The 13,406-nt window shown below is 30.4% G+C and carries 18 protein-coding genes; all 18 read right to left on the bottom strand.

Features of this window, described 5'->3' with window-relative positions; translation table 11 throughout:
- Positions 1-74: 74 nt before the first annotated feature.
- The 18 genes from HMPREF3247_RS12725 to HMPREF3247_RS12640 all read right to left on the bottom strand — a co-directional run bounded on the left by HMPREF3247_RS12725 (position 75) and on the right by HMPREF3247_RS12640 (position 13,352).
- Positions 75-572, bottom strand: a complete 498-nt coding sequence (locus tag HMPREF3247_RS12725; protein WP_029642894.1) for a competence type IV pilus minor pilin ComGF — start codon at positions 570-572, stop codon at positions 75-77.
- A complete protein-coding gene (locus tag HMPREF3247_RS12720; protein WP_000844413.1) occupies positions 490-789 on the bottom strand; it encodes a hypothetical protein in 300 nt (99 codons plus the stop codon). The genes HMPREF3247_RS12725 and HMPREF3247_RS12720 overlap by 83 nt, the downstream gene beginning before the upstream one ends.
- Entirely contained in the window at positions 776-1,222 is a 447-nt protein-coding gene (gene comGD / locus HMPREF3247_RS12715; RefSeq protein WP_001788899.1) for a competence type IV pilus minor pilin ComGD, read from the bottom strand. Before comGD ends, HMPREF3247_RS12720 begins: the two co-directional genes overlap by 14 nt.
- Entirely contained in the window at positions 1,200-1,511 is a 312-nt protein-coding gene (comGC, locus tag HMPREF3247_RS12710; RefSeq protein WP_000472256.1) for a competence type IV pilus major pilin ComGC, read from the bottom strand. The genes comGD and comGC overlap by 23 nt, the downstream gene beginning before the upstream one ends.
- Before the next feature lie 13 nt (positions 1,512-1,524).
- Complete coding sequence (gene comGB / locus HMPREF3247_RS12705; RefSeq protein WP_000776422.1) at positions 1,525-2,595, bottom strand: competence type IV pilus assembly protein ComGB; 1,071 nt, start codon at positions 2,593-2,595, stop codon at positions 1,525-1,527.
- Positions 2,567-3,541 carry a competence type IV pilus ATPase ComGA gene (gene comGA, locus HMPREF3247_RS12700; RefSeq protein WP_000697220.1) on the bottom strand — a complete coding sequence of 325 codons (975 nt, stop codon included), beginning with the start codon at positions 3,539-3,541 and terminating at the stop codon, positions 2,567-2,569. Before comGA ends, comGB begins: the two co-directional genes overlap by 29 nt.
- Before the next feature lie 51 nt (positions 3,542-3,592).
- Positions 3,593-4,216, bottom strand: a complete 624-nt coding sequence (locus HMPREF3247_RS12695) for an MBL fold metallo-hydrolase (RefSeq protein ID WP_064129340.1) — start codon at positions 4,214-4,216, stop codon at positions 3,593-3,595.
- Complete coding sequence (locus HMPREF3247_RS12690) at positions 4,213-4,542, bottom strand: MTH1187 family thiamine-binding protein (RefSeq protein ID WP_001018871.1); 330 nt, start codon at positions 4,540-4,542, stop codon at positions 4,213-4,215. Before HMPREF3247_RS12690 ends, HMPREF3247_RS12695 begins: the two co-directional genes overlap by 4 nt.
- Entirely contained in the window at positions 4,542-5,528 is a 987-nt protein-coding gene (locus HMPREF3247_RS12685; RefSeq protein WP_000161314.1) for an ROK family glucokinase, read from the bottom strand. The genes HMPREF3247_RS12690 and HMPREF3247_RS12685 overlap by 1 nt, the downstream gene beginning before the upstream one ends.
- Positions 5,525-5,728 carry a YqgQ family protein gene (locus tag HMPREF3247_RS12680; RefSeq protein WP_000087561.1) on the bottom strand — a complete coding sequence of 68 codons (204 nt, stop codon included), beginning with the start codon at positions 5,726-5,728 and terminating at the stop codon, positions 5,525-5,527. The genes HMPREF3247_RS12685 and HMPREF3247_RS12680 overlap by 4 nt, the downstream gene beginning before the upstream one ends.
- Positions 5,709-7,172, bottom strand: coding sequence for a rhomboid family protein (locus HMPREF3247_RS12675; RefSeq protein ID WP_001017867.1), 1,464 nt, complete (start codon positions 7,170-7,172; stop codon positions 5,709-5,711). Before HMPREF3247_RS12675 ends, HMPREF3247_RS12680 begins: the two co-directional genes overlap by 20 nt.
- Positions 7,173-7,183: 11 nt before the next feature.
- Positions 7,184-7,723, bottom strand: a complete 540-nt coding sequence (locus HMPREF3247_RS12670) for a 5-formyltetrahydrofolate cyclo-ligase (protein WP_000164546.1) — start codon at positions 7,721-7,723, stop codon at positions 7,184-7,186.
- Positions 7,724-7,931: 208 nt separating this feature from the next.
- Positions 7,932-8,081, bottom strand: a complete 150-nt coding sequence (rpmG, locus tag HMPREF3247_RS12665) for a 50S ribosomal protein L33 (RefSeq protein ID WP_001265709.1) — start codon at positions 8,079-8,081, stop codon at positions 7,932-7,934.
- Between the two features lie 112 nt (positions 8,082-8,193).
- Positions 8,194-10,269: a peptidoglycan D,D-transpeptidase FtsI family protein gene (locus tag HMPREF3247_RS12660; RefSeq protein WP_000919769.1), complete on the bottom strand. Its 2,076-nt coding sequence runs from the start codon at positions 10,267-10,269 to the stop codon at positions 8,194-8,196.
- Positions 10,270-10,389: 120 nt separating this feature from the next.
- Positions 10,390-10,989: a superoxide dismutase gene (locus HMPREF3247_RS12655; protein ID WP_000863556.1), complete on the bottom strand. Its 600-nt coding sequence runs from the start codon at positions 10,987-10,989 to the stop codon at positions 10,390-10,392.
- A 275-nt stretch (positions 10,990-11,264) separates the two neighbouring features.
- Positions 11,265-11,675, bottom strand: a complete 411-nt coding sequence (locus HMPREF3247_RS12650) for a Fur family transcriptional regulator (protein ID WP_001095260.1) — start codon at positions 11,673-11,675, stop codon at positions 11,265-11,267.
- Positions 11,662-12,525: a metal ABC transporter permease gene (locus HMPREF3247_RS12645; protein WP_000564316.1), complete on the bottom strand. Its 864-nt coding sequence runs from the start codon at positions 12,523-12,525 to the stop codon at positions 11,662-11,664. The genes HMPREF3247_RS12650 and HMPREF3247_RS12645 overlap by 14 nt, the downstream gene beginning before the upstream one ends.
- A gap of 41 nt (positions 12,526-12,566) precedes the next feature.
- On the bottom strand, positions 12,567-13,352 hold the full coding sequence (locus HMPREF3247_RS12640) for a metal ABC transporter ATP-binding protein (RefSeq protein ID WP_001213908.1): 786 nt from the start codon (positions 13,350-13,352) through the stop codon (positions 12,567-12,569).
- Positions 13,353-13,406: the final 54 nt, after the last annotated feature.

The raw sequence follows: 13,406 nt of genomic DNA, 5'->3' as shown, positions 1-13,406 counted from the left end.
TTTTCTTTATATAAATCAAAATTAATAAATTATTTCACATCCTTTTTAATAGTACTCATTTAAATACTAGTAAGTTATACATAAATAGTTTTAGTCTGCACATTTGTACCGACTTTAACTGTTATCGTTATTTTAATAATGGATTTATAGTAGATATTTGCAGTAAATGCTGTAACATTATTAATCATTGTTATATTTCCTCTGTCATTTACAACTTTAATAATTTTATTATTTATTAATTTGTATTCGATCATTTCTTCACCTTTATGTAAAATGATACGCTGTTGCCTAATTTCAATATCGTTTCTATCTACTCCTTTAAAATCCTCTAGAATATCTCTTGAGAAAAATTCGAAATCTACATTTGTTAATTCCCTACTTTCAATTAGAAAAGTTTTGCTAAGTCTAATTAAGTCTGGAACAATTAGTAAAGTTATACTTATAACCATCATCGCTACTAACATTTCAATGAGCGAAAAAGCTTTGACATTAATACTGTATACATGTCTTTTGATAAGAAGTGGTATTTTTTGAAATAGCACAAATTTGTTGGTCACTTTGCTTAATATCATACTTCCCTATAGTTACCCCCTTCTTAAGTTCTTCTTTATTAATTTTAGATACAGTCGTCAAAATTACTTTAGAAGCATCAATTGTTTGTAGTTTATGGTTTATACTCGCTTGCATTTGATTCATCATTGGTATCAATAGTAATGTAATCAATCCAATTAGCAAAAATCCAGCCATACTATCTATTAAGAATGATCCTTTACACTTATAGCTTTTCATAACGAATTCTTCCTTTTTCAATATGGAATATTATTCTATAAATTGAATTGTTATTGTCAATTGTTATACTACCAAATTTATTGATATTCCCTTTTTTATCAAAGGCAATAATATCAACTTTTGCAACATTAATTATTTTGCCTACTTTTAATTTTAGAAATCGTATTTTATTATTCTCTATTACTTTAATAGTGTCACTGTTTTCATAAAATCTAACATTGATATATCCTTGATTTGCTATAGCTTGCGACTTAATATAATTCAATTCAGTAATAAAAGAAATGATATTTGCCTCATCATCTATTACTCTAAGATTGCTTAATCCTTTAGATGTCATTGTCAAAAGTAGAAATATACTGATTAACATCATTACCACAAGCATCTCAATCATAGTAAATGCTGACTGCTTTCTAATTTGCAACTGCTTCTCCATTACTAATTGTTATTGTCTCTCCTGATTTACATGTCTTTTGTGCTTCTTTTATAAAACCATCTGCAATTAAGTCTTCAATAGACGATGGATTTCTATTATGTTTCAATGCATACGCTTCAATTTGACTATTAACCATTTTTACCTGTGCATTACAACCTGTTGATTGTATGTGAGCAGTTTGTTTAGCAATATTTGGAATGATTAAAATTAATAATAAACTGATGATTAATAACACTAATAGCATCTCTATCAATGTAAACGCTTGAGTTTTCTTAAGAAATTTAAACATATATTAACCTCCATTATTTTATACTTTGCATCATTTGAAACATTGGTAACATAATTACTAAATAAATTGCGACAATAAATAAACCTAAAATCAAAAATAAAATAGGCTGTAAAAACTGAGTCTGTTTTATCGCTTTATCTTCTATTTGTTTTACTAATATTTGCGAATATAACTTTAGTTCTACTTCTAGCTTCCCTCTCTTTTCACCTTGTAGCACAAACTTAATTAATTGAGGCTTAAAGCATTTTAGTTTTTCTAAAATTTGAGGCAAACCATATCCCATTTCTGAATAAGTTAATAAGTATTTACCTAGAAACTGTCTAAATGGATCACTACTATGGTTAATATAAACGTCTACTATTGATTGAAGTGTAATACCATTTTTATAAAACAACACTAATTCATTAGTTACAAAATAAGTTTTAAATAATTGGAAATAGCCTGATATTAGCGGTAGTTTCATCACAAAGTTTATCTTATTGAGCATATTTAAATTGTTATAAATTAATTTCATAATAATAGCCAACATAGATACTATTATGAGCATTACTACAATTATAGTAGGTAAGCTGGTAATGAAAAAAGACAATGTTTTTTGAAAAGAAGATAGTTGAATATTCATAGAAGTATATAATTGTTGAAACTGTGGAATTACTGTGAGGTTTAATATAATAATCATAGCAATAAAGATAGAAACTAGTATTAAGGGGTATTGCAGTGTCTTTAACAATCGTTGTTCTGACTTTCTATTCACTTTCATATAATTTACGGTTTCTTCTAGAACGTCTATAATATTGCCAAATCTTTCTGCCAAATATACTTGCATGACGATAGTATCGCTATAACCTATCAGTGATAATATTTGATTGCATGGTGCACCATTTGAAATTTCACTTAGAATGGTGGTACCTAATTGCTTATTTTTATATGTCATTTGAAGATTTAAAAATTGAAAACTTTGATACAGAGTGAAACCATATTTCAACAAATTACATAAATTTGAAAGTAAGTCGATTTGTTGGGCCTTACTTAATTGTCGCTTCTTAGAATGTAGTTTAAATGTATTTATCCATTGTAGTTTCACAAATGACACCTGCTTTTGTCATATCATCAAGTTTATCTTCTAAGTTCTTAAATGATGATGGTAATGAATGATTATGGGAAAAGAAATATCGGAGTTGTTGCTGAGATAGAATTTCACATACTAATTGTCGCTGTTGCTTAATAGTAGTTACAAGTCGTTGGTTTATAATTAAGTTAGTTGCCTGTATCAATTCTTGTACAGAAATGCCCATTTCTAATAGCCTTAAAATAGCACCTTTACAATCAGTTGCATGCAATGTAGTCAGAACAAGGTGACCACTTAAACTAGCCTGTATAACACACTTGGCAACATCTTTATCTCTGATTTCACCTATTAAAATAACATCAGGATCACATCTTAAAATAGCTTTAAACGAATTTACATAGTTAATGCCAGCTTTATCATTCACATTAATTTGGACGATACCAGGAATTTGCATCTCTACAGGATCCTCTATAGAAATTACATTTAAATTCAAGGCTTTATTCGCGTATGAGACCATTTGATACATTAATGTACTCTTTCCTGAACCAGTTGGCCCACTAAACAATAGTAATCCTTGTTTCTTATTCATGAGGTGTTTAAAATCATTGAATTTATAAGTTGATTTCTGTTGTTGAAAAAATTGAGGTACAATTCTGATAACACAACTTTCTTGGCCAAGTGACAATGGTAAAGTTGATATTCTCAAAAAATATATTTTATTGAAATGGTAACTATATCGACCGCTCTGTGCGACTTGCTGTGTAGAAACATCAAGCCCAGCTTGAAACTTCATATAAACTAATAACTTTTGATAAATGCTATTCCCAATTTGTTCATACTGCTCCAAGTTATCATTAATTCTAAATTTAATACTTACTTCATTTTTAACTGGAATAAAATGTACATCACTCGCTTTCATTTCTATCGCTTTATTAATTATTTCTTGAAATAGAATCTTCAAAAAAACACCTCCTACATATAATCACGTAGGAGGTGTTTTTATTACTTCAATTTAACCGTGTAAAAATGGATTTAATTGTTCATCATCAACCGTCGTATATGGACCATGTCCAGGGAATAAAGGTAAATCGCCTTCTAATTCAAATATTTTATCTTGAATAGAATCAACTAGCGTTTCATAATCACCTTTATATAAATCTGTACGTCCGATTCCATTATTAAATAATGTATCTCCAACAACTGCGAATTCATCGAACACATATGTTAAACTTCCTGGTGAATGTCCAGGTGTGTGTAACACATTAAACTTAAATCCTTCTATTTCTGTGTTACCTTCGTTTAACTTTTCAGGAGTTACCTTACTTGTAATAATTGGTAATCCATATTGCTTAAATTTATCTGCCCCATTTTTAACGGGATCTTTTAGAAAATCAAACTCTGCTTCATGCATATAAACCGGGACATCGAATCGATCAACTATATCATCGACTGCTCCGATATGATCAAAGTGTGCATGTGTTAATAAAATAGCTTTTAACGGTTTATTTATTTGGTTTAATTTTTTAATAATTTTTTCACTTTCACCTGAAGGGTCAATCAGAATAACAGCTTTGTCATTTTCGATGAAATACGTATTAGTATCAACTAAGCCTAAAGTTAAGCTTGAAATCCTCATAGGTTTTCACCACTATTTTCTAAATGTTTTTGTACTGATGTTAGTTTATCATTCATTTTTCTAGATTTGTCTCGTCGGTCATCAATACGGATATTTGTACAAACTCTACTTAAACCTTTATCAAAAGGTAATTCATGTATCACTTGCACAACTTCTAATACATCGCTTAATTCACCTTCAATTAGAGTATTCATTGGTGTTAATTGAAAATCAATTTTACCCATTGCTTTATATTCTTGAAGTTTTTTCTGAATATCTGCAATATATTTACTAACACTCGGACCTTCCGTTCCAACTGGAATAACAACCACATCAACAATAGCCATTATTTTACCCCCTCTTTATCTAATACATAGGTCTTGATTAATCCTGCTGCTCCTGTAATACCTGCATCATTACCTAATTTCGCTTGTACAATTTCAGTTTCAAATTGAGCAGGTGCAAATGTTAAATTATGATATTCTGTTTTAATATTTTCAATTAAAATAGGTCCTGCAGTAGACATTCCTCCACCTAGAACGATATATTTCGGATTACTTGTAACACTAATAATACTACATAAATATCCAATATAGTTTGCAACCTTTTCAGTAATGAAAATACAGAATTGGTCACCAGCTTTTGCCGCATCAAAAACAGCTTTTGCTGTAACCTTATTTTCTTTAATCAATTCTAATATAGAAGATCTAAACGTCAACTTCGGATAGTAGAAGTTAACTAAGTTAACAACGCCTGTCGCTGAAGCAACTGTTTCAATACATCCAGAACGACCACAATTACATTTAAATCGTTGATCGAAGTCTGCTCTAAAATGACCTATTTCTGCGCCAGAGCCATTATGACCATGTACGATTTCACCATTTGAAATAATTCCTCCACCTAGACCTGTACCAAGTGTGATGGCAACAACATCATCGGCACCTTCACCAGCACCTTTGTGTTTCTCCCCTAAAGCAGCTATGTTAGCATCATTATCTACATACACTGGACAATCAACGAATTGTTCAAAAATCTCACGTACATTAACTTTTTCTGGCCAATATAAGTTTACTGCTCCATTTACTGTACCTTTTTCAAAGTCAACAGGACCTGGTACACCAATACCTACGCCAAGTACATTTGAAAAATTATAATTATTTTCATTTACTTTTTCAACAAACGAATCATAAATTCCTTTCAAAAGTGTATATCCTGTACTATCAGATGTATCAGTGTGAATAGACCATTTATGTAATTGTTCTAATTCAGGTGTGAAAATACCTAATTTACAAGTCGTCCCGCCTACATCAGCTGCTAAAATAATTTTTGTCATTTCTGTTCATTCCTTCTCTGATTAATTATCAACGTACATTTCAAATATTCTTCCTTAGATAACAGTTCATATTGATACAATGATGAAATCTCCTGTTGAATCATTTCGTACATATCTTCTGGATTTTTAAAATATATTAGAAATCCGTAACTTTTCAATAACTGTTGTACATCATAAAAGTTATTTATTTTTCGACTCATTTGATTTAGTCAACTCTTTTTCTAAGTTAATATAATCTGTATTTTTAGGGTCTGCATTTAATGCTTTACGCACATATTTTAATGCTTTTTCATCATCATTTAATGAACGATTTGCTATCGCTAACTCAAAATTTAATAAACCTGATTTAGGAAACATTCTAAGTCCTCGCTCCCATTCTGTCATACCTTCAGACTTAGAATTGATAGTAGCCATAATCATACCACTTAAATAATATGTTTGATCATCGGCATAATTTTTATTTATTGTCTGCTTCACAATATTTTGAGCATTATCATAATTACCACTAGTCATATCATCTTTGATCAATTTATTATAAATATTATCTTCTTTAATTGTAAAAATTCTAATTTGAAGTGCAATAAATATAACAAGCATACCAATTAGTAAAATCCAAAAAATATTACGATTCACTTTATAGTAATAGCCAATTAAAGTTATTAATAAACCACCAATGAATCCTCCAATATGCGCCACAATATTTATATTTGACATAAACAGAGAAACACCAACTAATATCACTAATGCAATTAATAACTGTCCCAACATTTTTTTGTTAAATGTTTTTGAAACATACATCATCGCAAAAATTGATCCAATCAGACCAAATATAGCACCACTAGCCCCAACTGAAATTGTAGTCGTATTAAATGATAGTGATACAAAGTTTCCAAACAACCCTGCAATAAAGTATACAGTTAACATCCGCCATGAACCAATAATTGCTTCGACTATTTTACCAAAAATAAATAATGAAAGCATATTCATAAGTATATGTTCAAAACTAAAATGTAAAAACATCGATGTAACAATTCGATACCATTCACCATGTACGACATTAAAATGCACTAACCCGCCAACATCTAATAATTTTACATCCGAAAAATTATTTAAATATAAAATCATACATAACCATATTAAGACATTTACAAATATTATTGTGTATGTTGCCGGTGAAAATTTCTGCATATATTTATCTAAAAAGTTATCGGTTAATACTTTGCGTTTATAGAACATATATGTCTTTTTATCATTATCTTCTGAAATAAGTCTAGCCAAAAATATATTCGGCATATGCTTTATCAAATCTTTTGTGTGTCTTATAACATTGAATTTAATTCTAATTGGCGAAACTTCATTTAATTGTTCTTCTGAAAATTCCGATTCTGTAAAATAATAAAATTCAAAACTTTGTGGTTCGAAAGAAATAAAATTTGCTATTTCATCTTTGTGTTCAAGCACTTTCGCTTTGTCAAAACGTATTTCTTGGGTAGACTTGATATGTTGTTTAAAAATGACTACTTGTTTTTTTCTTTTATGGGCTAACCAAATTTCTTGGTCATCTTTTTCCCTACTGACAATATCAAAATTCAAGTACCTAATCCAATAATATATTGTTTTCCAAAATTGTTTGTCTATGTTCATTTAGTCCTCCACTATGCTGATTGATATATAATCAATTTATCGACTGGTTGATCGAATGATTCCGGTTCAAATGATGTTATTTGAAAATCGTATAATAAGCTTATTGTCTTTGTCTGATAATTAGCTAAAAACCTGTCGTAATAGCCACCACCATACCCAATTCTATATCCATCGTCTTGAAATCCAACACCAGGAACAACAATTAAATCTAGGTTATTCGTTGTTTCACCTTTTGAAGTTGGATAGTAAATCCCCTTATTATCGACATCAATATCTTTGAGATTAAATATTTCTTTAAAAGTCATTTGATGATTTAAATAATCCATTTTCGGTACAAAAATACGTTTATGATCCATTAAGGCTTGTTCAATAATAGAAAAAGTATCTACTTCATGATTAAAAGAAAGAACTAGCGCAATTGCGTTTGCTTCTTTGTATTCTTCAGTTGCAAAAAATTGATTTCTTAACCATGTGTCTGCTTTTCGCTTTTCAGCTTTATTAAAATTCTTCATTTTATGTAAAATGTATTTTCTAATCTCATTTTTAGTCACATTATCACCCACTTTATTCAATTCTATTATATCGTTAATAACAATACATGTCATTATGTTGTCATGATGAATTATGCGACAATTCTAAAATTTATTATTTCAATTGAAAATCTTTTATCATTTCATACGTGTGCATAATTAAAAAGGTGAAACCTCTTATTTTGAGATTTCACCTTTTTTATTGTTAATTTAAATTTAATTTTAATGATTATTTTGTTTCACGGTGTAAAGTTTGTTTGTTTTCACGTGAACAGAATTTCTTCATTTCAACACGTTCTGGATTATTTCTTTTGTTCTTAGTTGTAATGTAGTTTCTGTCACCACATTCCGTACAAGCTAAAGTTACGTTTACGCGCATGGTTATTCCTCCTTATCATTTCTAAATACGACTTTATTATTATACCAACATCTATAATATTTGCAAAGTTAAAATTTTACAACCATGCGCTACACAATCGTCAGGTTAAATTTTATTTGTCTTTGTCTTTATTTTTATCATCTTTACCTAACTGCTTAAAGTAGTAGTTAATTACATCTCTACCTAAGTCTCCACCTGTTAACCATGGTGGTGGTACAGGCTGATTTGTATATACAATTGAAAACGCTAATTTTGGATCATCAATTGGCGCGTATCCTATATAAGTAGAGTTAACTCTTGGCTCTCCGTTTTGGAACACTTCAGCGGTACCCGTTTTACCAGCAGTAGGTACTACTGTATCTTTAAAACTAACATATCCAGTACCATCTTTATCATTAAATGCCATTTTGAATCCTTCTTGAATTTGTTTGATTTCCTTTTCAGTATTATTAACCTTGTTCAAGACAGTGCCATTAATTTTCTTCTTGAGTGGACCAACCTCATCTTTATTAGTTGATTCATGAATCGTTAATCCAATGTGTGGCTGTATTCTATAACCATCATTCGCTATAGTTGAAACATATTGTGATAATTGTAATGGTGTATAGGTATCATATTGACCAATTGATAAATCTAGATAATTACCTGGATTATTTGTTAATGGTTCGATTTGACCTCTTGTTTCATTTGGTAAATCTATCCCTGTTTTCACACCTAAGCCTACTTGATTTAATCCTCTTCTAAGCTTTTGGGCAGGTGAACTTATATCTGAAGGTAAAGCCATACCAGAATAATAAGGGTCTCCCGCTAATTTTAATGCTGTTTTAAACATATATACGTTTGATGAATGCATCAAAGCTTGCTTATCATTAATAGATACATGCCCGTTTTTATTGAAGTATGATCGTTTTGTCAAACCACCTTGGAAATGTAATGGTTCATCGACCATTGTTTCTCCAACTTTGATAGCTTTATTCTGATAACCAGCTAATAATGTTCCACCTTTTACAGAAGATCCAACCGCAAATTGAGAAGTAAACGTACCAATGTCATAATCAGTCATTTTACCACTCTTATTAATCTGCTTTCCGGCAAGCGCAAGAATGTCTCCATTTTTAGGATTTTGTACAACCATCATAGCATTATCCATATCTTTTGCACCTTGGCTGCGAAGCTTCTTAATTTGTTTATCTAATAATGCTTCTACTTCTTTTTGAAGATCTATATCGATCGTTAATTTCAAATCTTGACCGCGAGCGCCAGGATTTAACACTTCTGAAGATGTAACTTTACCAGATTTGTCCGTTGTGTATTTCATTTCTTTCTTCTTACCACGCAATACATCTTCATATTGATATTCTAGGTAAGATTTTCCAACACGATCATTGCGTGAATATCCTTTGGATAAGTAATGTTCTGTCAATTCTTTTGGAATACCTTCAGCAGGTGTCGATACATCTCCGAATATACCTCTTAAAGTATCGCCATATGGATATTTTCTATCCCAATCCATAGACGTGTTAACACCTGGTAATTTGGAAAGTTGCTGAGAAACTGCTGCATACTCTTTTTCACTGACATCTTCATTTTTTATCATTTGTGGATCTAAAACTGTTCCTGCATTCATCTCTCGAAAAATAGCTAAAACTTGTAAATCTTTAGAAGACAATTCATCTAATTGTGATTTTCCGATTTTCGATAACAGTTGTTTATCATATTGATCTTGTTTAATACTTCCATCTGCTAACATAGCTTGTTCTTTTGTCATCATTGCTTTTGCTTTTTTAGGATGCAACTGAATCCAGAAATCTTTCTTATCACGTTCTGTAATTTTCTTAGTATCCATCTTGATTAGCTTTGATAACTTTTCAGCCGTATCCAACATTTCCGATTGTGTTGTTTTTCGACCCCTAGTATATGTAATAGCCATTTTAGAAGCATTATCAACTAAAACTTTCCCATTTCTGTCTAAAATACGACCTCTTGGCACAGACTCATTCACTGTAATGTTTTCATCATTTTTTATAATTTGTTTATAATGTGAGCCTTGTGCGATTTGTAAATAACCTAAACGTAGTACTAGTACTGCAAAAATAAATACAATCACACCAAATATAAAGTTAATTCTCTTGTTAATTGTATTTTGAACGATTTCATCATTTGATTTTTCTTTTAGTCTTTTTAACAAAACTACCTACCTCTATTCAAAGTCTTTCACTTTAAATCATATATGAATTTAGAAATTATTTCTATCTTTTTGACAAAAAAATAACGGTCTCATTTAAGAGACCGAACAAGTAATCATACTTTATTTTGTTGCATTATATAATTCGTCAACTTTTTCCCAGTTAACTACATTCCAAAATGCGCCAATGTAGTCAGGGCGTTTATTTTGATATTTTAGGTAATAAGCGTGTTCCCATACGTCTAAACCTAAAATAGGTGTTTTACCCTCAGTTAATGGATTATCTTGGTTTGGTGTAGTCACAATTTCTAACTGGCCATTGTTTACGACTAACCAAGCCCAACCTGAACCAAAGCGTGCAGCTGCTTTGTCAGCAAATTCTTTTTTAAATTCTTCTAAAGAACCCCATTGTTCTTTAATTTTTTCTACTACAGTACCTTTTTCTTCTGAGTTTGGTGAAAGTAACTCCCAGAATAATGAATGGTTTAAATGTCCACCGCCATTATTACGTACAGCAGTTTGGATGTTAGCTGGTACACTGTCTAAATTAGCAACAATTTCTTCAATAGATTTAGATTCTAAATCTGTACCTTCTACTGCAGCATTTAATTTCGTAACATACGTGTTATGATGTCTGTCATGGTGAATTTCCATAGTTTCTTTGTCAAAATGTGGTTCTAATGCATCAAATGCGTATGGTAATTTTGGTAATTCAAAAGCCATAAATAATCATCCTCCTAAAATGTCTGTAAGTAAATAATAACAAGCAGTGACTGGTTCAACAAAGAATTTGCTTAAATTCTACTACTTATTATTTTCTCTACTCATTTAATATAACTCAAATCAAAAATAATTAAACATTTTGTATATAAAAAGTTAACAGATTTGCCATAAAATCATACGAACGGAGTATGAAATGAACCATTATCTTCTATAATTTAAAAAATGAGATTTATGCATACATCTGACCAAATGTGCATAAATCTCATTTCTTTATATTAATCTTGGCAAGACTCACATACACCATAAACTTCAAGTTTGTGTTTGTGAATATTAACACCAGGTAGTGATAACTTTATCTGATCTATTGGACAATAATCTATTACCTTTGTATCTCCACACTTTTCACAGATAAAATGATGATGATGATGGTTTGTACAAGCGATTCTAAACTTCATTTCACCATCAAGTTCTGTATTTTCAATAATCCCTAAATCTTTAAATAAGTGCAGGTTTCTATATATTGTGTCGAATGAAATTCCAGGATAATTTTCATCCATAACTTGTTGTATATACTTTGCGTTTATATACTTATCTTCTTCGACAAAAATATCTAACATATCTTTACGTTTATCTGTATATTTTAAACCGTTCTCTTTTAAAATTTTAATAGCATCATTTGTATTCATTGATATTAGCTCCCTTTTTAAACTTCATTCGCATTTTCTGATAAGCCATTGTAATCATAAGTAAAATAACAAGTAGAACTACAATTACACCACCCGGAGAAATGTCCATATAGAAAGCTAGGACTAAGCCTAATATTACTGATAATTCACCTAAAAATACACTTAGTAATATCAATTGCTTAAAACTTTTTGTTATTCGCATACTTATTGCAATTGGTAACGTGATTAACGCACTTACTAACAGTATCCCTACAACACGCATTGAGGCAGAAATAACCATCGCTACAATAACAATAAATAAAAATTGAATCCATTTAGGAATGCCAATGACTTTACTATATTCCTCATCAAATGACAATATAAATAATTCTTTATAAAACAATGTAATAAACAGAACAACTATGATGGCAATGACAATAATCGTTGTTAAATCACTTATATTCACTGCGCTTATTGAGCCAAATAGCAATCCAACAATTTCTTGATTGAACCCATCAGCTAATGAAATGAAGATTGCACTCAAGGCGATACCAGCACTCATTATAATTGGAATAGCAATTTCTTGGTAAGCAGTGTATGACGTTCTTAATTTTTCAATTAGAAGCGCACCTACTATTGCGAATAAGATTCCAAACCACATTGGATTAATAAATACTAGTGTTGGCATAATAGTAAGTAAAAACATACCGAAGGATATACCACCTAAAGTTACATGACTTAGAGCATCAGCTATAAGTGATAGTCGTCTAACAACGATAAAAGCACCGATTAGAGGCGCAATAAAACCTATCAAGATACCACTAATTAAAGAGTACCTCATAAAATCAAAATTCAATAATGCATCTATCAATTGTGACACGCCTTTCCATTTTAAATAAACTCAAATCTTTATTAATTACAACATTCTCGATTATGCTGATGATCGACAAAACGTACAGGATGTCCATAAATTTTTGAAATTTCAACTTCATCAAGTGATTTAAACTCATCAGTTGTACCATGGAAATGCAAATGCTTATTTAAACATGCTACTTCAGTTGCAGTATCTGCTACAACACCGATATCATGAGTAACTAAGATAATGGTGATACCTTCTTGTTTTAATTGATCTAAAGTATTATAAAATTCACTTACATGTTTTGCATCAATACCATTCGTTGGTTCATCAAGTACTAATACTGCAGGTTCTGAAATCAATGCTCGAGCAATCATTACACGTTGTTGTTGACCACCTGATAATTCTGCTATATTTTTATGAATTAAATCACTTATATTCAGTCTTTCTAGTACTTTAATCACTTTTTCATTATCTTTGCTATTAAATGTTTGGAAAAGACGTTTTGTCTTTGTTAATCCGCTTAAAACAACTTCTTTAACACTTGCTGGGAAACCTGAATTAAAGGCATTTGCTTTTTGTGATACATAGCTTAATTTAATTGATGTTTTCTTATTTTTAAAATCAATACCTTCAACAAAAATCTCACCACTTTGTAAAGGTAATAACCCTAGAATCAACTTCAATAATGTTGATTTACCAGCACCATTTGGTCCAACAATTGCTAAAAATTCACCTTTATTTATTTTAATGTTTATATTTTCTAACACTTTTTTATGATCATAGTAGTAATTGACATTTTTCAATTCAAAGACTGGTGTCATCGTATTCTCACCTCGCATTCAACTATACAACTCCTAGTAACATATGTAAACAGTAATGTTTACGACTCAAAA

It is taken from the genome of Staphylococcus sp. HMSC36A10 (genome assembly GCF_001838845.1).
Classification (GTDB): domain Bacteria; phylum Bacillota; class Bacilli; order Staphylococcales; family Staphylococcaceae; genus Staphylococcus; species Staphylococcus aureus.
This window is presented reverse-complemented; position numbering and strand designations above follow the sequence as displayed.